Annotated in this window: 18 protein-coding genes; 8 read left to right on the top strand and 10 right to left on the bottom strand. The window is 36.8% G+C overall.

The window, feature by feature from the left end; genetic code table 11:
- Window positions 1-19 precede the first annotated feature (19 nt).
- The 3 genes from miaA to tsaE all read right to left on the bottom strand — a co-directional run bounded on the left by miaA (window position 20) and on the right by tsaE (window position 3,504).
- A complete protein-coding gene (miaA, locus tag MTO68_RS10605; RefSeq protein WP_244015865.1) occupies window positions 20-964 on the bottom strand; it encodes a tRNA (adenosine(37)-N6)-dimethylallyltransferase MiaA in 945 nt (314 codons plus the stop codon).
- A 6-nt stretch (window positions 965-970) separates the two neighbouring features.
- Window positions 971-2,980: a DNA mismatch repair endonuclease MutL gene (mutL, locus tag MTO68_RS10600; protein WP_244015864.1), complete on the bottom strand. Its 2,010-nt coding sequence runs from the start codon at window positions 2,978-2,980 to the stop codon at window positions 971-973.
- Between the two features lie 65 nt (window positions 2,981-3,045).
- Window positions 3,046-3,504, bottom strand: coding sequence for a tRNA (adenosine(37)-N6)-threonylcarbamoyltransferase complex ATPase subunit type 1 TsaE (tsaE, locus tag MTO68_RS10595; RefSeq protein ID WP_004720868.1), 459 nt, complete (start codon window positions 3,502-3,504; stop codon window positions 3,046-3,048).
- Window positions 3,505-3,651: 147 nt separating this feature from the next.
- Here tsaE and MTO68_RS10590 point away from each other — a divergent pair, with 147 nt between their 5' ends.
- The 3 genes from MTO68_RS10590 (at window position 3,652) to MTO68_RS10580 (ending at window position 5,526) form a co-directional block, all read left to right on the top strand.
- Window positions 3,652-4,569 carry a pseudouridine synthase gene (locus tag MTO68_RS10590; protein WP_244015863.1) on the top strand — a complete coding sequence of 306 codons (918 nt, stop codon included), beginning with the start codon at window positions 3,652-3,654 and terminating at the stop codon, window positions 4,567-4,569.
- Window positions 4,570-4,676: 107 nt separating this feature from the next.
- Window positions 4,677-4,988, top strand: coding sequence for a type II toxin-antitoxin system RelB/DinJ family antitoxin (locus MTO68_RS10585; RefSeq protein WP_004720870.1), 312 nt, complete (start codon window positions 4,677-4,679; stop codon window positions 4,986-4,988).
- A gap of 94 nt (window positions 4,989-5,082) precedes the next feature.
- Window positions 5,083-5,526, top strand: coding sequence for a GNAT family N-acetyltransferase (locus MTO68_RS10580; RefSeq protein WP_004821200.1), 444 nt, complete (start codon window positions 5,083-5,085; stop codon window positions 5,524-5,526).
- Between the two features lie 22 nt (window positions 5,527-5,548).
- On the opposite strand, the gene MTO68_RS10575 is transcribed toward MTO68_RS10580, so the two are convergent.
- From MTO68_RS10575 to MTO68_RS10565, 3 genes are all read right to left on the bottom strand, one after another.
- A complete protein-coding gene (locus MTO68_RS10575) occupies window positions 5,549-5,884 on the bottom strand; it encodes a peptidyl-tRNA hydrolase (RefSeq protein ID WP_004821198.1) in 336 nt (111 codons plus the stop codon).
- A 2-nt stretch (window positions 5,885-5,886) separates the two neighbouring features.
- Entirely contained in the window at window positions 5,887-6,609 is a 723-nt protein-coding gene (locus MTO68_RS10570) for a pseudouridine synthase (protein WP_151957096.1), read from the bottom strand.
- A gap of 107 nt (window positions 6,610-6,716) precedes the next feature.
- A complete protein-coding gene (locus MTO68_RS10565) occupies window positions 6,717-7,625 on the bottom strand; it encodes an NAD(P)/FAD-dependent oxidoreductase (RefSeq protein WP_244015862.1) in 909 nt (302 codons plus the stop codon).
- 101 nt (window positions 7,626-7,726) lie between these two features.
- Here MTO68_RS10565 and MTO68_RS10560 point away from each other — a divergent pair, with 101 nt between their 5' ends.
- The 3 genes from MTO68_RS10560 to MTO68_RS10550 all read left to right on the top strand — a co-directional run bounded on the left by MTO68_RS10560 (window position 7,727) and on the right by MTO68_RS10550 (window position 10,264).
- A complete protein-coding gene (locus MTO68_RS10560; protein ID WP_244015861.1) occupies window positions 7,727-8,185 on the top strand; it encodes an Rrf2 family transcriptional regulator in 459 nt (152 codons plus the stop codon).
- 108 nt (window positions 8,186-8,293) lie between these two features.
- Window positions 8,294-8,752 carry a DUF441 domain-containing protein gene (locus MTO68_RS10555; protein ID WP_244015860.1) on the top strand — a complete coding sequence of 153 codons (459 nt, stop codon included), beginning with the start codon at window positions 8,294-8,296 and terminating at the stop codon, window positions 8,750-8,752.
- A gap of 603 nt (window positions 8,753-9,355) precedes the next feature.
- The gene (locus tag MTO68_RS10550; RefSeq protein WP_244015859.1) at window positions 9,356-10,264 is read left to right on the top strand and encodes an alpha/beta hydrolase; all 909 of its coding nucleotides are present in this window, start codon (window positions 9,356-9,358) and stop codon (window positions 10,262-10,264) included.
- 223 nt (window positions 10,265-10,487) lie between these two features.
- Here MTO68_RS10550 and MTO68_RS10545 read toward each other — a convergent pair whose 3' ends face one another.
- The 4 genes from MTO68_RS10545 to MTO68_RS10530 form a co-directional block, all read right to left on the bottom strand.
- Complete coding sequence (locus MTO68_RS10545) at window positions 10,488-11,501, bottom strand: sensor domain-containing diguanylate cyclase (RefSeq protein ID WP_244015858.1); 1,014 nt, start codon at window positions 11,499-11,501, stop codon at window positions 10,488-10,490.
- Window positions 11,502-11,960: 459 nt separating this feature from the next.
- On the bottom strand, window positions 11,961-13,181 hold the full coding sequence (gene gltS / locus MTO68_RS10540) for a sodium/glutamate symporter (RefSeq protein WP_004720888.1): 1,221 nt from the start codon (window positions 13,179-13,181) through the stop codon (window positions 11,961-11,963).
- A 301-nt stretch (window positions 13,182-13,482) separates the two neighbouring features.
- Window positions 13,483-14,082 (bottom strand): hypothetical protein, encoded by a 600-nt coding sequence (locus MTO68_RS10535; RefSeq protein WP_244015857.1) that lies wholly within the window; start codon window positions 14,080-14,082, stop codon window positions 13,483-13,485.
- An 8-nt stretch (window positions 14,083-14,090) separates the two neighbouring features.
- On the bottom strand, window positions 14,091-15,074 hold the full coding sequence (locus tag MTO68_RS10530) for an ion transporter (protein ID WP_244015856.1): 984 nt from the start codon (window positions 15,072-15,074) through the stop codon (window positions 14,091-14,093).
- Between the two features lie 808 nt (window positions 15,075-15,882).
- On the opposite strand from MTO68_RS10530, the gene MTO68_RS10525 reads away from it, so the two are divergent.
- Both MTO68_RS10525 and mqo read left to right on the top strand, forming a co-directional pair.
- Window positions 15,883-16,368 carry an Lrp/AsnC family transcriptional regulator gene (locus MTO68_RS10525; protein WP_004720894.1) on the top strand — a complete coding sequence of 162 codons (486 nt, stop codon included), beginning with the start codon at window positions 15,883-15,885 and terminating at the stop codon, window positions 16,366-16,368.
- A gap of 320 nt (window positions 16,369-16,688) precedes the next feature.
- Window positions 16,689-18,335, top strand: coding sequence for a malate dehydrogenase (quinone) (mqo, locus tag MTO68_RS10520; protein ID WP_244015855.1), 1,647 nt, complete (start codon window positions 16,689-16,691; stop codon window positions 18,333-18,335).
- The last annotated feature ends 159 nt before the right edge of the window (window positions 18,336-18,494 follow it).

The raw sequence follows: 18,494 nt of genomic DNA, 5'->3' as shown, positions 1-18,494 counted from the left end.
GTAGTTGTTAAATTTTGCTTTATCCGTATAAGTTTCGCAAGTCTTCTTGTGCTTGGTTTATCGTAAAAAAAGTTTGAAAAGAGTGTGTTTCTTGCAAAGATCGTAACCATGTGTATTGACGTTTTGCTAATTGTCGTGTCGCAAATAGTGCTTTATCCTTCATTTGACGCTCACTTTCTTGACTCAAATCACTGTTTTTTAAAAAATCTATCGCTTGTCGGTATCCAACAGAGCGTGAAGAAGGTAAATTTTCTTCGAGATCGTATTTTTTCATAAGATTTTCAACCTCATTTAAAAATCCGATTTCCCACATTTTTTCCAAACGAAATTCAATTCGCTTGTGCAGCTCTAGGCGATCAGGCAATAAAGCATAATTATGAAAATCATATCGGTACGGTTGATTCTTCGGTTGTTCCGCCTGTAGTTGAGTAATCGGACGACCAGTAATTTTATACACTTCTAAAGCGCGAATGATTCTTTGCTTATCACTGACTTTAAATTTTTCACCTGCCAATACATCAACAGATTTTAATTCATCATACACCGATTGCCAGCCTTCCGTTTCACCTTTTAACTCAATCGCAGCACGAATCGCGTAATCAGCACTCGGTAAATTTGTAGAAAGCCCCTCAAGCAACGCTTTAAAATATAGCATTGTACCGCCAACTAAAATAGGTGTTTTACCGCGTGCATGGATATCATCAATCAGTTGACAAGCATCCTCGACAAATTCAGCAGCGGAATAAACCTCAAGTGGGGTAATAATATCAATCAAATGATGCGGATAACGCTCCTGCTCCGCTTTGGTTGGCTTTGCTGTACCAATATCCATATCTTTATAGACCAAGGCAGAATCTACAGAAATGAGCTCATAATTCCCATGATCATACAATTCACATGCCAAAGCAGTTTTACCGCTTGCGGTTGGTCCCATTAAATTGATGACGGGCAATTGATTTGACATGTACAACTACTCTCCTCGAGCAAATAATTTATCTAATTGGGGTAATGGAAATGCACGCCATGTTGGTCGACCATGATTACACTGACTGGCAAATTCTGTGTGTTCCATTTGACGCAACAAAGCATTCATTTCGGAAAGACTCAGCATTCGATGAGCACGCACTGCACCATGGCATGCCATGCCTGCTAAAATTTGATCACGTTTTTGCTGTAGCGCCTGCGCTTCATCATTTGGATCTAAATCATTGAGTAATTCAGGTACCAAGGATTCAAAATCTGCTTTATGTAAAATCGCAGGCACACCACGTACAATCACTTGATCATCACCATATTGATCGATTTCTAGGCCTAAGCGTTCCAACTGTGGTTTTAAATCATCAACACGGGTTGCCTGCATACGGGTAATCGAAATGACTTTAGGAATAAGCAACTGCTGTGAGGTCCAAAATTCTGGTTTATCCCATGCAGATTTCATTTGTTGTAGCAAAATACGTTCATGCGCTGCATGCATATCAACAATAATCAGGCCTTCCGTATTCTGTGCAAGAATATAAATTCCATGTAATTGCGCTATTGCAATTCCCAACGGATATTCATCAACCTGATGGGCCTGTTTATTTTGAATCTCTTGTACAGATCGCTCATAGGACGCTTGATCTGTTAATTCTTGATCAGCATCCCCAGACTCACGTAAGGGGGCTAAATAGCTTTTCAAGGCGTTATTGAGTTGCTGAGTACCACGATACTGCTGTTGTGGTTCATAGTGGGAATAATTGACTGTTTGGGCTTGTGTATCACTAAAATCTGTTAAACCACTATGCTGTATAGACCCATCTGAATTGCTTCGGCTATTTAGATCACTTACATGTTGCTCAGTTGGTACATTGCGATGTAAAGGAAATTGTTCCTGATAACGTGGCTGCGCTGGCAATGCTTGATTTTCTGTTGCTCCATCCTGCTTCATTGCAGAAGATAAATCCGCAGTTGCAGTTTGGAATTGAGATAAGGTGTCTTTAGCAAAATGTCGCACAAACTCATGCACTTCACGCTGGTTGAGGAAGCGGATTTCATGTTTAGTTGGATGCACATTCACATCAATATTTTCAGGATCAACTTCTAAAAACAGCAAATACGCAGCATGTTGATGCCCATGCAAAATACCATCGTATGCCATACGCAAAGCATGAGAAATGGTTTTATCTTTGACGATACGACCATTCACATAGACATATTGCAAATCGGCTTGTGCACGCGCATCTGAAGGATGTCCTAACCAGCCTGATAAACGCATACTAATACTGTCTGCGTCTATCCAATAAGCATTTTCAGTGAATTGGCGACCTAATAATTGCTGTACCCGTTGAAATCTTAACTCACCACTATCTGCAATCGGCAAATTAAGGCGAATATTGTCATTATGTTCTAAAACAAAGCGGATATCGAAATGCGTAAGCGCCATTCGACGTACAATTTCTTCAATATGACCAAATTCAGTACTTGGTTTCTTTAAAAATTTACGCCGCGCAGGCACATTAAAAAACAAATCCTGAATACGGATATGTGTACCTTGTTGGGTTGCTACCGCTTGAATATCTTGATGGTCAAATGCTGTACCATTAACTTCCAGTTGGTAACCGACACCTGAATCATCCTGACTACTGGTTAAGGTTAAACGCGAAACCGCTGCGATTGAGGCAAGCGCCTCTCCACGAAAACCCAAACTCACAATTGCATGTAAATCTTCAGCAGATTGAATTTTACTGGTTGCATGACGTGTGACTGAAAGTGCTAGATCCTCAGCGTGAATACCTCGACCATTGTCAATAATTTCAATCAGGGTACTGCCGCCATTTGCCACACGAATAATCAGCTCAGTCGCACCTGCATCAATCGAGTTTTCAAGCAACTCTTTTACTACAGATGATGGTCGCTCAATCACCTCACCTGCAGCAATTTGGTTGGCCAGTGCTGGATCTAAGTTTTGGATACGTCTTAAACTGATATCTTCGCGTTGCATTCAATTAACCTAAAAATTTAAATAAATTAAAATATATGATGGGCTTAAAATGCTGAAAACATTGATCAAGTCAACGCTTCAATCAATTCAGCAGAAATACTTTCAATGACCACTTCTCGTGCAGCTTCATCTTCTGTTTTTAAAATGCGAATGACATGATCTGGCTGTGGAATTTCATCACCGCCCTTAGAAGGCCATTCAAACAAGAATAAAGCATTCTCGACCTCTAAATAATCACGAATACCCATCAATTCAAGCTCATAAGGATCATTTAAACGGTATAAGTCAAAATGAAACACCTCTTTCGCATTGATATTATAAGGTTCCACCAAGGTATATGTTGGACTTTTAACCGCACCCTGATGACCTAAACTTTGCAACCAATAGCGTGTAAGTGTGGTTTTACCTGCCCCCAAGTCACCGATTAAATAAATCACGCCTTTTGCAATATGTTGAGCTAACTTTTGTGCCAACATTTGGGTGTCTTGTTCATTGCTCAGACTTAATTTATATGAATATTGCATAACGCTCACGACATGATTCAAACCAGACAATATGATAGCATTGCGTGACTTTAAAACCTATGTTGCATTGTTTAGAAATCATGTTTTGATACTTTCCAACACGCTTAGACCACTCACTTTAAACTTATCTGCATAAAAAATACGCTTATGAAACCCGCCACCCCTGTTTCAGAATATCAACCGCCAATGAGAGATGGTGTAACTGCATCAAAAGTTTATCTCCCCAAGCGAGCAGATTTACCTAAAAATTTATTCAGTTATTTATGTGAGCATTTTCCACATATTTCAGCCAATGAATGGCAACAACGTTTTCAAGACCAACTCATCATCGATATGCAAGGTCAAGCATTAACCGTTGATCAGCCTTATCTAGAAAATACCCATCTTTACTACTATCGATTTCTCCCCCATGAAATTCATGTGTCATTTCAAGAAAAGATATTGTTTGAAAATGAAGATTTAATCGTGGTAGACAAGCCTCACTTTTTAACCATCAGTCCTTCTGGGCAATATCTACAAGAAACCTTATTAGTTCGTTTAAAAAAAACCACAAACAACCCAGACCTTACCCCAATCCATCGCTTAGATCGGGAAACTGCTGGCGTTGTATTGTTCTCAAAACGGTCTCAAACACGTGGTTTATATCAACAAATGTTTGCTGAGCGACAAGTCAAGAAAACCTATCAAGCGATTGCTCAATTCAATGCTAATTTAAAATTTCCATGTGCTGTGGACTTGAGAATGGAAAAGGGCGAACCCTTTTACACCATGAAAGTTGTTGAGGGAAAATCAAACTCATATACCGAAATTGATCTGATTGAACACAATCAAATTTGGGCAAAATACTTATTAAAGCCGACTACAGGTAAACAACATCAATTACGGGTGCATTTAAATTGGTTAAATATTCCAATTAAAAACGATCCTTTTTATCCGCAAGTTCTACATAAAGATGCTGCTGATTTTTCACAACCTTTACAGCTATTAGCCAAGAAAATTGAGTTCCTTGATCCGATTACACAAGCCGAATATTGCTTTTGTTCTGACTATGAATTGACACTGTAATTTTGACGTAATGACAAATATATGACTTTTTGACGATTAAGCATTGAAATTCCGAAAGCTTTGATTAAAATAAGCATTCAAACTCAAATTTTGTTTGGTCACTATTCATGAGAAAAACCGAAGTCTATCAAGTACGTCTTGATTCACAAGAAAAAAAACTAGCATTTGCTGTTTTTAAACAATTGGGGATTACGCCTGCACAAGCAGTTCGACTGTTTTTTAAACAAGTTGTCATTACAAAATCCATCCCTTTCGCCATAGAAAATCAAAATATCAATATGGATCAGTTATTCAAGCTGAGAAAACTTAAGCAAGACCAACAAAACGGACAACTGAATTCTTCTGTTGATTTAAATGATGACGATGAAGATCTATTTGCAGAGTTAAATGCCATCTTGGGTGAAAGTGACAAAAAATAACACTGTCGCATTTTTAAACAAATAATTAAGTTTACTTTTCTATTTTTTGGTTATGCTCTTTTGCAAAGATAAAAATCATTGCAAGGAGTAATAAATGATCGTTAGACGAGCGACCAAAGAAGATTTAAATCAACTTGCTACTTTATTTGATGAATATCGCCAATTTTACGGTGCATCTTCCAATATCCAACAGTCCTTTAATTTTTTAAAACAACGTTTTGAAAATAAAGAAAGTGTTATCTTCATCCATGTAAAAGATGATGTTTTTACAGGCTTTGTGTTGTTATACCAAGGCTTTTCATCTGTTTCCTGTTCAAAGTACTATATTTTAGATGATGTGTATGTAACACCTGTTTTTCGTCGACAAGGTTCTGCCAAACAACTGATTGATACTGCAATTCTGTTTGCACGCCATGAAGATGCGCAACGAATCAGTTTAGAAACCCAGAAAAACAATTACCATTCACATCAGCTCTATGAGCAAATGGGCTTTGTTAAAGACAATGAATTCCAGACATTTCATTGTTTCCTCAAGTAGTTTTTTACAATGCATTTTTTAATCAATTCAACATAGGTTTCCACATCTTTGCGAATTTAAGTACATTGGGTATCGTATCCTGTGAAATAGGAAAAACCACAGCACAGGATTTTTTAGCATCCAATACTGTACTTTCATGTCCTAAATAACACTTTAATTGAGCAATTTTATCAAATTCTTTTTGATTCACCTTGACCACAACTTTACGAAAAGAATGTTCTAACCAATTTTTATAACTTTCAGCATCAGCATCTTGAACAAATTGTAAGTGCGCAGCCAAGACTGCATGCGCAACAAGGGTTGGAACCATAAAGTCTGGCATTTCATCTAAAACAGCAATATAGAGCTTTAAAGCCATGATCAAATCACTATTTGTTCATTTTGACTATTTCTAGCAGCATTCACCTGATCTTCTGTCAAATAAACCCACTCACCTTCAACTAATTCTTTGAGTGCTAATTGCCCGACTTGTGCACGATGCAAGCTTTCAACCTTATTCCCCACAGCAGCCAACATCCGTTTGACTTGATGATAAACCCCTTGGTGCACAGTGATTTGTAATGCATATTCAGCCAAGCGCTGTACATCTGTTGCTGCAAATGTACCCTTTTCATTGCGTAATTCTACACCCTGTTCAAGTTGTTGAATCTGATCATCTGTAATCGGATCCGCTGTTTGTATTTGATAAACTTTAGCCACATGCTTTTTAGGATGAGTCAATGCTTGCAAAAACTGTCCATCATCCGTCAGTAGCAATAGCCCCGTCGTGTCCTGATCTAAACGACCAACAGTTTGTAAACCACGGTTCATAAGGACATCATCGAATAAATCAAAAACACTAAAATGGTGTGTTGATTGATGGGAACATTCGTAGTCCTGCGGTTTATTTAAGGCAATATAGACTTTTTCACGGTATTGAAATGTTTCGGTATACACTGAAAATACTAGGTTTTGAGTATCAAGTTTAAATTTGGGGTCAGTAACAACCTCGTTTTGGATTTGAATTGCACCATTTTTAATGAGTTGTTGGCAATGCTTACGTGAGCCAAAGCCTTGTGATTGCAACATTTTTTCCAAGAACATAAATCAATACCTTAAAAATTCACGATACATTTTAAAGTATCATGAATTGAAACCCAAACAACATTCAGGCTTTTTTAGCCTTATTGATTAATCAATAGATGCTTTTATCAGGTATTAAAGATAAATGACTTATGTACAGCAACACCTGCTAATGCCCCATCTGCGACTGAGAAAGCAACTGACCCACCTGAACGGGTAATATCGCCACAAGCATATATCCCTTTAAGATTGGTTTCTTTCATGGCTGTGGTTTGAATGGCTTCACTATATTCATTTACATCAAGCACTATCCCCAGTTTTTTAATCCAAGGCGCGCTGATACGCATAAAAGTGGAGACGAATAATCCATCTAATTGAACCTGCTCACCATCTTCAAAGACTAAATCACAATGATTGTGTATTTTGACAATTTTGCGTGTATCCAATTTCACATTTCTTTGTTTAAGCTGCTCAAGTGTGACGGGATCTAATTCAGCTTGTGAAATTACATCATTTAAAAATAAAGTGGTATTGCCCCAGTCGGGCAACATCAATGCCATATGAATCGAATGTAGACCTGAACATAACATTCCAAGTGTTCCAAGATTTAACTCATAGCCATCACAGTATGGACAATGAAAAATGCTTTTCCCCCACCGTTCTGCTAAACCATCGATTTCAGGCAAATCATCTTGAATACCTGTAGCAATAATTATTTTTTTGACTTGAATGGTTGCAAACCTGTCATCGGCTTGGTCTATTTGAACCTCATATTGCTGTCCGACAGCGCCCACATCGGTGACGGATGCGTTAATACATGACAAAGTTTGGTATTTGTCTAACTGTAATTTTGCATCACGAATAATTGCTGCTGGCGTATTGCCATCTTGGGTTAAGAAATTATGAGAATGTTCAGCAAAACGATTACGACGCATGCCTGCATCAATCATTAACACTTTTTTTCTAGCACGAAGCAATGGTAATGCTGCGGATAAACCTGCATAACTCCCACCAATAATTACGACGTCATAGTTCATTTTCAACACCAATAGGTAACTTTTAAAGTTACTATATTGAGTTATTTTTATAATTGCAACTTTTAATGTTACAATTAAAAAAAGAGCGTTGACTAAAAACTATGCGTAAAGACAGTAAGCTTTCTCGGATGTTGCATGTGCTATTACATATAGCCCGTGAAAAAAAACCGTTCACCTCTGAACAAATTTCAATCATGTTAGACACCAATCCTGTCGTAGTACGTCGTACCATGTCTGGTTTAAAAAAAGCAGGCTTTGTGCATGCAGACAAAGGCCCCGGTGGTGGCTGGACCTTAGTACAAGCTTTAGAGGAAATATCTTTATTTGATATTTATCAGGCTGTTGGAGAACCTACTATTTTTGCCATTGGCAATGAACAAGAAACACCCAACTGTCTGGTTGAATTGGTGGTGAATAAAGCTTTAAACCAAGCCATGCAAGAAGCACAAAACATTTTAATACAACAACTTAAATCAACAAATCTGTCTAAACTGGCCCAAGACTTTGAGTATGAATGGAATTTATTGGGTGCTGAAACTCAAAAATTTATTGTTCACTAAATCCACACTCGACTGAATTTAAATGTGAATCATTGCCAGACAAGGCAAATTCACATACCGCTTTTTAGTATAATGAATGGATATATTAATTTTTAATGCTGAATATTGATGAGTCTTTCTAGTCTAGACCTAAATTTAATTGTGCTCCTTGTTTTATTGGCCTGCGGCATTTTTAGTCACAATACTGCGGTCACCATTGCAGCTGGTGTTTTGATCATCTTTAGAATCACACCTTTAAGTGAATTTTTCCCATTACTACAAACCCACGGTTTAGAAGTCGGCATTATTATTTTAACTATTGGCGTGCTTACTCCAATTGCCAGTGGCAAAATCCCCGGTGATGTCATCTTAAAATCATTTATGCACTGGAAATCATTAACAGCCATTGCGATCGGTTTATTGGTCGCATGGTTAGGTGGTCGTGGCGTTTCTTTAATGACCAGCCAACCCAATGTCGTTGCAGGCTTATTGATTGGAACAGTTGCTGGAGTTGCATTACTCAGAGGTGTTCCTGTGGGTCCTTTGATTGCTGCAGGAATCCTATCTTTACTGATTGGAAAAACTTAAAGTTTTTTAAAATCACCAATTGTGTATCTAAAAATCATGTGCTCGCTGAACTTTATCAATGGACTTACTTTCGCCAGTAATTCTATTGATAAAGCACAAATTTAGAATTTTTCACACATCATTGATCATCCTTCCACTGCTTTAATAAGATTAATTTTTTAAAATTTACTTATTATATTTGGACTCTTGCATAAGTCCTTTTTAAAACCAAAGCTCAGCATAAAATCCCCGCATCCTAGCCTTCTCCCAAGGGAAAAAAGAACGTTCAATCCCCATACAACTTACTTTCCATGAACACTTTCTGATTTTTAAAAGATCTCTACTCATTAGATAAATAACAATCTGTTATCATAAAATAAGTGAACAAATCACCGTTTTCAAAATAGAAACTCAAGATATTTTAATCAAACAATTACAAGTCATTGCTACGTTTGATTTTTTCTTAGCCCATTCATCGGGTTTATCATCTGGTATAAATAAGCTACTATATAAGCTTGTATAAAAATACTTTTTAAAAATCAGAATCAATACAGAAACATTTCTAGATTGGTTCACCTTACCATTTTTTGATTTGCTCAAATAAAATGAGGCACCATATTGGACATGAAAAATAATGAAAATTCGATAGAAATACAGTCTTCTACGCTGCAATCAGCAAATTATAAGACACAAATGCAAAGCAACATTGTCGATCATAATGGAAATACTTTATTTAGTAATGTTTATCCAAATCCAGACAAAGAGACACTAATTTTATTGCATGGAGGACCAGGTTTTCCAAGTGATCTCTCTGCCGTTGCCGATCTTTTAAAAGATCATTTCCAAGTGATCACATTTCATCAAAGAGGAACCCAAAAATCTCCTTGTCTTGATAAAGACTATTCTATGCAGGCTTATTTAAGCGATATAGAAACTGTTCGAGAGTTCTATAAAATCAATAAGTTTCATTTATGGGGCCACTCTTGGGGTGGACTTTATGCACAAATCTATGCTGAAAAACATCCCGAAAACTTACTCAGTCTTTTTTTATGTAGCCCAGGTTCAGGTACCAATACGCAATGGAAACAAACTGAGAAAGAAGTCATGCAACTCAACAAGTCCAAAACAAGTGCTTGGGCATGGACAAAAATGGGATTAAATAGCCTTTTAGGCGCACTTGGAAGCGATGAAGCTTATAAACGTCTCTTTAAACAAGTCATGAAAAACTATAATGAAGGATTTATAGCAACAGATCATTCAGATCTCACTGATGATTTTGATTTACTGAAAGCAGAGCCGATCAATAAAACCAGACCTGAAATCATCAAGTATCCACTGTTAACTGGATTAGAAAAACCAGATTTTAAGATTACCATTGTCTATGGGGATCAGGACATTTATACAACAAGTAAAAACTTCGTGATCAATCGATACCCTACAGCACATTTATTTACACTTTCAAACTCAGGGCATATTCCTTGGTTACATCATCCAGAGGCTTATAACGATGTAGTGAGGAATCATTATCAGTAATGAGTTATTATCAGCGCTAATATGTATAGCTCAAACCTGATCTGACAGTTACCGATATTTGATTGAGACTGTCAGGTTAAATTTGAGCTACATTCAATTCATAAAATTGATAAATGCGTGTACATAATGATTGCAGATACTTTCAATGCATATACTCAACATAAATGATATTGATGAGATCCAAACCTCACTAAAACTTATTCCCTATCAAAGATCTTAAATTTCAAGTGTTTAGATTAATCATTTTTCTAGAACGTTTATGTTCATACATTTTAAGGTCTGCAAATTCAATCAACTTATTGAGTTCAATACCATCTTCAGGAAATAAAGCCAGACCTACACTTGCACCCATGGTTAATTTGACATTTTCAAATACAAACGGTAATCCACACGCCTCAACAATACGATTCATGACTTTTTTTGCCAGCTCTTGATCGCCAAGACTACTTAATATCACTGCAAACTCATCACCACCTAAACGCGCAACCAAATCATCGTGTCGGGTAATATTGACGATACGTTTACCTATTTCTTTTAATGCCTCATCACCTAAACGATGTCCATATTGATCATTGATTGGTTTCAAACCATCCATATCAATGATCAAGATTCCAAGTAACTTTTGTGTACGTTTAGCTTGTTCAACACCTTGTCTTAAACAATCGAGGAACAAGGCACGGTTGGCAAGTCCTGTTAACTGATCCTGTGTCGCAAGCTTATAGAGTTCTTGAGCACCAAACTTACTGGCATGATACATTGCTGCAGCAATCAGCTCAGACATGAGTGTAAGTAAATTGATATCACTTTCTTTAAAGGCATTTACCTGTTCTGAATAAATTTTTAATACACCAATCGGTTCATCACAATGAATTAGCGGTACAACAGCCATAGAACGCAGTCCAACCCGTCTACATGCTTCACGATCTACCCGCTCATCAGTTTCACTGTCTTTGCAATATAAAGTCGTATTCTGCGCAATACAAAGCCCTGAAAGGCTAGAATCCATCTTTAAGCGTAGGCCTAGAAATTGATTTGCACCATTCGAAACGGCACGATAGACCATATCACCTTCTTCAGCGAGCTCTACAATTGCACCTTTTGCATGGGTAATCAATTGAACTTGCTCTGCCACTAAGGTCATGACAGCATTGATATCTAAGCCTAATTTTGCAATTGCTGTCTGTGTTTGAATCACTGACAGTAATTGTTTTGAGGTTGGTTGTTTCGTTTTAGACATACATCATCCTAGACGAGTGTGATCCAATTTAAGTATATAAGCTCAAACTCTACACTGATGAAATAAATGCAAGTGTCTAGCGCTGACTTAATTTCAAAGCTTGAACACGTAAAATATATCAAATACAGAGTTTGTGGCATACATATTATGATGATTCATATTTAAAGTATATTACTGTGTTCATTAAATTTTTGAGTAAAACTTCAATCCGTTACATCCTTTAAGCGTTGATCTCGCTCAAATATTCAATTCCTCATCTAAGTGTTTTTGAAAGTTTAAAGTCACTAACAGAAAACCTTAGTCTAAATCACGATTTATTGCAGCCATATGAATTGTATAAAACAGTGTGAGATTCAAAAGAATAATGATCAAACTGATTTAAATACAAAAAAAACAGCCACTTTTTGTGGCTGTTTCCCAAATGCCTAAGTCATCACATCGCTTTTTCTAACAGAACATTTAAAAGAACTTTGTAATGGTTTGAATAACAACGGCATTCACAATATCAACAAAAAATGCGCCAGTTAGAGGAATAATTAAAAATGCTTTATGCGATGGCCCATAAGTATTAGTTACAGCTTGAATATTGGCAATAGCAGTCGGTGTTGCGCCTAAATTTACCCCACACTGACCTGCACACAATACTGCTGCATCATAATTTTTACCCATAACTCGGAAAGTAACAAAAAACAGATATAAAGCAAGAAAAACCGTCTGAACGATCAGAATGATCACCAATGGACCAGCTAAATCAGCAAGTAACCACAATTGCAAAGACATCAAGGCGATAGCTAAAAATAAAGCCAACGAGGCATTACCAAATACATCGATACAACGGTCAAACAGTTCAATTTTAAATACATATTCCAGTGTATTCCTTAAAAACACCCCACAACCCAATGCCCATACAAAAGTCGGCAACTCAAACCATTGTCCTTTGGCAACACCGGTCATGAAATTAGCAAAGACGATACACAGTGCAAACATTCCTATGGTTTTAACCGCATCATCAGCGGTAATCAAACGGGTTTTTTCTGGATATTCAAATGGCGCTGTTTCAGCAGATGGAGGAGCTTGCATACGCGCTGCAGATGGTGCTATTTCTTCAGCCAATTGATAACGACGAATCAGAAATTTTGCAACTGGACCACCCATCATTCCACCAATGACCAGACCAAATGTCGCACTCGCCATTCCTAAAACAATCGCACCTTTGATACCATAATTTTCTTCAAAAATACTGCCCCATGCTCCAGCTGTACCATGCCCACCAGTTAAAGTGACGGATCCTGCAATCAAGCCAATCAAAGGATTTAAATCGAGTGCGGTTGCCAAACTTATCCCAACAGCATTTTGCAGTAGCACATAAATCACTACGCAGACCATAAAAAGAAGCAGCGACTTGCCCCCTTCTTTTAACTTAAGCAGACTTGCACTCAGTCCAACAGAAGTAAAAAACATCAACATAAAACTTTGTTGAATATTGGCATTAAAATTTACGGTTAAATTAAATTGCTTAAAAAGCACAAAAGTTACAGCGGCAGCAATTAACCCACCCACGACAGGTTCAGGAATATTATATTGCTTCAATATACTGATCTTATTTACAAGAAAATAACCAATAAAAAGAACGGCTACAGCAATTGCAATCGTGCCAAAAATATCAACATTAATGTTCATTGTTAACCATTCAAAACTTTTATGGCGTTATTAATACTTAAATTACTCAATAATTCATTAAAAAATATGTAAAAAATAAATTTAAAACTCTTATTCGGCTATTCGTTGTTCAAAATATTTAGAAGAATTTTCATCATTATATAGATTGAATTTATCGTTGTTATTGTGAAGCACTCAGCGCAAATAAAGCGAGCATTGATTCGTCTCAGCCAAATTAAGAATGGATAGTGCTATGCAGATGATGACTACGGATCCAAGATAATTCACTACTTATATTTTTATAAATGACGGTCACTCATCTTCATTTTAGGGTCAATTCATTATTAAAAAAATTTTCACGCTGAATCAATTGACTCCATTCACGATAGCTGTACAACTTCAAATTTTCGACTTTATTACCTGTTAACAAATAACGCCCATCCCATGACAATACTTCGCGACAATCATCAGGTCGAATTTCCGAAAATTTCGGTAATTGAAATAAATGCTGTTCTAAAATCATTCCTAATTCTAATAGCTCTTTGAGAGTTTTCACATTTTTGGGAATCATTGAAAACAAAGGACACAAAGTTAAAATCTCTGCTACGATTTCGATTGGTTCTTCATACAAATCATCTAGACACCAGTTTCCATCCAAAGTTCTCCAGATATAGATATTCCAATGTCCTATACCAATACTTAATGTTTCAGGATCGGCATCAGGTTCTTGACAATACACTTGATATTTTAAAGATGCTGTAGACACGATATTCATTTGAGGAAGTTTTAAATATGAATAATTTTGAAAAACTTCCTCAAAAAATGATTGCAATCGGTTTTGTAAAATATCTAGACCTAAACTTTCAGAAAAAATACTCACGAATTTAGCTTTCTGCTGTTCTGAAAGATTAAGTTGATTCATCTAAATACTCACTCAGGTAACTTATAACCGCAATTTGGACAGAAACAATACTTGTTTTTTTCTCTTTCCAATTCCTGTTCTTTACGTTCACGAATCAGTTGTAAAACAATATCTCGCGTCTGTTCAGCAGATAAGCCAACATCTCTACGAATATCATCAATCTTGTCTTCATCATGAATAATGTCAATTTCACAGCTTTCTAACAGATCTCGAAACTTTAACTCCAGTTGTTGCTTTCTTAATTCCAACTCATTGGCTAAACCATTTGCCAAGATACCAGCGGGTAAAGCAGCCAATCCAACACCGAGTATGGTAATCAAAGCACCAAGGAAACGTCCAAGTGGGGTAATTGGCGTTACATCACCATAACCCACAGTAGTGAGCGTCACCACCGCCCACCACATAGATGCAGGGATTGAGCTAAAGACATCGGGTTGCGCACGACCTTCGACAACATAAATGCCTGCTGCCGCCATCACGATCATAATCACCAAAATAAAAATCACGGCTTGAAATGAACCCTTTTCACGTTCTATAACGCGCAGTAGAATCTGTAATGAAATAAAATATCGGGTAAGTTTTAATAAGCGCAGTAAGCGCAGAATCCGCAAAAATCTCAAATCAATATGTACAAAGAAGTTGATATATGCTGGTAAAATCGCCAGTAAATCGATAATCGCAGCACCACTGGTCGCATATTTCCAGCGTACTCTCCACTCAGAATCAAACGGTTCTTTTTCTGCAACACTCCAAAAACGTAAAATATATTCAACGGTAAAGACAATGATTGAAAAATCCTCAAATGCATCGAAGTAAAGCTGATAGGCTTTATAAACATCATTGATTGACTCTAAAAGTACCGCGACAACATTACCAATGATTAGAAAAATCAAAGAGAAATTGATCGCACGACTAAACCACGTTTCATAATCTTCATTATGCAAATTGTCATATACAAATTTTCGGAGTGTGTACCAAGCTGTGAATCGCATGCATTATTCTTTATTTTAAAGATAAATCATCTTAATACTTCTCGATTTAATTGCACATCTTCAGCTGCTTGAGTTTACAATTTTGTTGATTATTTTGACTGTTTAAGCATCGAACTCAAAGTATAAATATATCTTATTCATTGTATAATTTTTTGTTATACAATAGGGTCTGTTGACAATTCGTCTATGTTTGCGACTACGTGTGTTTTTTAGGCGATACTAGGCGCGAAATACGAAATTTAGTCATTCTAAATGATGAGAAACACTGTTTCGCAAGGTAACGACGTAGCGGTAAAAAACACGCTAGTCCCCCGCTGCGCCTTGCGCTGCAAACAAAGCAGTACTTTGTTCTTGCTCAGGGTTGTGGCTAAAATTATCTCAGCCTTCGTTATGAAACTCGAAAATAGTCTCGCTATTCTCTTCGTTTCATGCCTTGCCTGCTCAATTTTAACCTACAACGCAAGCCATTTATGAAATGTCTACAGACCCTAAATAAGATTACAATGTCTTATTTGAATCATATGCAATTTGTGAAGGCGCGGTTGAATTTTATCGTTTTAAAGCTATTTTTATAATTTTTTTAAAGCGTAGAATAAGGTCGCGGACAGTATCGTTAAAGGCACCCTTTCCTCTAAAGATACTATCCGCTAAATCAAAGCCAGTCTCCCAAATGTCTTTGATTTGATAAGTTTATTCTAGCGTTCTACTGAATAGAATGTTTCCCGTATTTAATATAAATCTCCAGTATTTTCGGAATGATTTTTCATATATTCCATTATTCTCGAAAATATTTTCTGTGGTAAAGCTCATGAATGAAAGTCAGTACACTTTAGATAGGATTGATCGCAAAATTTTATCGGCACTTCGAAAAGATGGTCGTTTAACGGTCGCTCAGCTCTCTGAACTGGTTGGGCTCTCCTCTTCGCCATGTTGGACACGTGTTAAACGTCTAGAATCTTTAAATGTCATTGAAGGCTATACTGCAACCATAAATGCCAAAGCCATCGGGATTAATGAACTATTTTTTATTGAGATCACCTTAGAACGTCATGATGACGAGATCTTAGAGCAATTTAGTGATGCACTTAGTCAAATGCCTGAAGTTGTAGAAGCGCATTTGGTAACAGGTGATTATGATTATTTGGTCAAAGTTGCGGTGAAAAATGCTGAACATTATGAGCGCTTTTTACGTAAAAATTTATATTCAATGAAAGGTATTCGTCATACCCGCTCTATTTTTGCTTTACGCCCTTTAAAGCTTGAAAATAAATCAGACCTCATGATGATTGAATAAGCAAAAAAATCTTAAGAAGAGTTTTCATATTGAGGCTGGAAAACTCTTCTATTCAGTGTATTTTTTAGCCAATTTAAAGTTACAAAAAGCTTAACACCTACAAAAAATAGTACTTTAGTCTAAGACTTTTTTGAATATTTATTACACAAAAATACTAATCAAATTTTAATCTGATTGTTTTTTGTACACATCTTTACAAATTTAAAAACAAATTATTTCATATATTTAAATCATTTACGAAAAAAATCATTACACAAACTAACATTTATGTAACTTTTCTACATTACAATATTATTAAAACTTGATGAAACAGGAAATATATGAAGAGATTTTTTAAATACCTACTGATTGCCATCGGGGTTATATTTGTTATTGGATTGATCTTTTTATTCAGACCAATTGCTTCTAAAAAAGTCAACACAACAGCAGATGAACCAGTTGTAGATGTGGTACTTGTTGGTGGCGGTATTATGAGTGCAACCTTGGGGACTTACCTCAATGAAGTTGAACCAGACTGGACCATCAATATGTATGAGCGTTTGGATCAGGTAGGTCAAGAAAGTTCTGCAGGATTCAACAACGCAGGAACGGGACACTCTGGCTTTATGGAAATGAACTATACCCCTGAGAAAGACGGTAAAGTTGATATTAAAAAAGCCATTGATACTGCTTCACAATTTGAAGTAAGTAAACAATTCTGGGCTTATCAGGTCAAAAATGGCGTGCTGGGTCAACCAAACAGCTTTATTAATCCTGTACCACATATTGCCTTTGTTTGGGGCGATAGCGTGAACTACATGAAAAAACGTTATGAAGCGATGAGCCAAAGTCCAATGTTCGAAGGATTAAAATATACTGAAAATCCTGCTGAAATTAAGCAATGGGCGCCTTTAGTTATGCAAGGCCGTGATGCAAACCAAAAAGTTGCTGCAACACGTATGGACGTAGGTTCTGATGTAAATTATGGTTCAATTACAACCCAATTAATTGATCATTTGAAAAAACAACCTAAATTCAAACTTGAAACTTCATCTGAAGTAACAGGTATTAGTCAAAATGCAGACAAAACTTGGACTGTATCGTTTAAAAATCTAAAAACCAACACAACCAGCCATGTTAAAACTCGTCATGTGTTTATTGGTGCGGGCGGTGCTGCGATTAGATTATTGCAAATGACAGGTCTGGAAGAGACTAAGCAATATGCTGGCTTCCCGATCGGTGGTATTTTCTTGATGACAGACAATCCAGCTGTTACATCGCAACATACTGCAAAAGTATATGGTAAGCCTGAATTAGGTGCACCTCCAATGTCTGTACCACACATTGATACTCGTTATGTTGATGGTAAAAAGTATGTATTGTTTGGTCCATTCGCAACCTATTCAAACAAGTTCCTAAAAAATGGTTCTCAGTTTGATTTGATTGATGCGACCAACAAAAACAATGTGATTCCAATGGCAACCATTGGTATGGAAAATCTGGACTTGGTGAAATATTTAGTCAGCCAAGTGGCAATGTCTAAGCAAGATCAGTTCAATGAATTGAAAAAGTATTATCCAGATGCAAAAATTGAAGACTGGACTTTAAGCCAAGCTGGCCAACGTGTTCAAATCATCAAAAAAGCACCGGGTAAACCTGCAACACTTCAATTCGGTACAGAGATCTTCACCTCTAAAGATGGTTCAATCACTGGCCTTCTTGGTGCTTCACCAGGTGCATCAACCTCTCCATACATTATGTTGAGCTTGATGGAAAAAGCATTCCCTGAGCAAGTGAAAGGTAAATGGAATCCAAAATTGCATGAGATTGTGAAGTCTTATCAACAGGATTTAAATACCAACCCGGCTCTGCTTGATCAAGTGCGTACATATACCAGCTCGACTTTAGGTTTAAACTACACACCTACTCGTAAAGCTGCAAATGATGCGACAGCCGCTGCTGCACCTGCTGTAGCAAATGCACATTAATTTTCTTGTGTAAAAAAGATGAGCTACGGCTCATCTTTTTTATGGCTGAATATCTCATTTTGTGTTTTAATACAACCAGTATGAGATGAGCCTTATATAAGTATAGAGTGATCTATACGACTAGCCCCTGAATAAGGGGCTTTTTATTGTCTGATCATT

It is taken from the genome of Acinetobacter sp. NyZ410 (assembly GCF_022828975.1).
Classification (GTDB): domain Bacteria; phylum Pseudomonadota; class Gammaproteobacteria; order Pseudomonadales; family Moraxellaceae; genus Acinetobacter; species Acinetobacter guillouiae.
The sequence above is the reverse complement of the archived record's forward strand: the minus strand, read 5'-3'. Positions and strand labels throughout refer to the sequence as shown.

What these genes read in the sequence shown, in the direction of transcription:
- miaA (WP_244015865.1), bottom strand. Translation starts at nt 964, where the DNA reads ATGTCAAATCAATTGCCCGTCATCAATTTAATGGGACCAACCGCAAGC.
- mutL (WP_244015864.1), bottom strand. Translation starts at nt 2,980, where the DNA reads ATGCAACGCGAAGATATCAGTTTAAGACGTATCCAAAACTTAGATCCA.
- tsaE (WP_004720868.1), bottom strand. Translation starts at nt 3,504, where the DNA reads ATGCAATATTCATATAAATTAAGTCTGAGCAATGAACAAGACACCCAA.
- MTO68_RS10590 (WP_244015863.1), top strand. Translation starts at nt 3,652, where the DNA reads ATGAAACCCGCCACCCCTGTTTCAGAATATCAACCGCCAATGAGAGAT.
- MTO68_RS10585 (WP_004720870.1), top strand. Translation starts at nt 4,677, where the DNA reads ATGAGAAAAACCGAAGTCTATCAAGTACGTCTTGATTCACAAGAAAAA.
- MTO68_RS10580 (WP_004821200.1), top strand. Translation starts at nt 5,083, where the DNA reads ATGATCGTTAGACGAGCGACCAAAGAAGATTTAAATCAACTTGCTACT.
- MTO68_RS10575 (WP_004821198.1), bottom strand. Translation starts at nt 5,884, where the DNA reads ATGGCTTTAAAGCTCTATATTGCTGTTTTAGATGAAATGCCAGACTTT.
- MTO68_RS10570 (WP_151957096.1), bottom strand. Translation starts at nt 6,609, where the DNA reads ATGTTCTTGGAAAAAATGTTGCAATCACAAGGCTTTGGCTCACGTAAG.
- MTO68_RS10565 (WP_244015862.1), bottom strand. Translation starts at nt 7,625, where the DNA reads ATGAACTATGACGTCGTAATTATTGGTGGGAGTTATGCAGGTTTATCC.
- MTO68_RS10560 (WP_244015861.1), top strand. Translation starts at nt 7,727, where the DNA reads ATGCGTAAAGACAGTAAGCTTTCTCGGATGTTGCATGTGCTATTACAT.
- MTO68_RS10555 (WP_244015860.1), top strand. Translation starts at nt 8,294, where the DNA reads ATGAGTCTTTCTAGTCTAGACCTAAATTTAATTGTGCTCCTTGTTTTA.
- MTO68_RS10550 (WP_244015859.1), top strand. Translation starts at nt 9,356, where the DNA reads ATGAAAAATAATGAAAATTCGATAGAAATACAGTCTTCTACGCTGCAA.
- MTO68_RS10545 (WP_244015858.1), bottom strand. Translation starts at nt 11,501, where the DNA reads ATGTCTAAAACGAAACAACCAACCTCAAAACAATTACTGTCAGTGATT.
- gltS (WP_004720888.1), bottom strand. Translation starts at nt 13,181, where the DNA reads ATGAACATTAATGTTGATATTTTTGGCACGATTGCAATTGCTGTAGCC.
- MTO68_RS10535 (WP_244015857.1), bottom strand. Translation starts at nt 14,082, where the DNA reads ATGAATCAACTTAATCTTTCAGAACAGCAGAAAGCTAAATTCGTGAGT.
- MTO68_RS10530 (WP_244015856.1), bottom strand. Translation starts at nt 15,074, where the DNA reads ATGCGATTCACAGCTTGGTACACACTCCGAAAATTTGTATATGACAAT.
- MTO68_RS10525 (WP_004720894.1), top strand. Translation starts at nt 15,883, where the DNA reads ATGAATGAAAGTCAGTACACTTTAGATAGGATTGATCGCAAAATTTTA.
- mqo (WP_244015855.1), top strand. Translation starts at nt 16,689, where the DNA reads ATGAAGAGATTTTTTAAATACCTACTGATTGCCATCGGGGTTATATTT.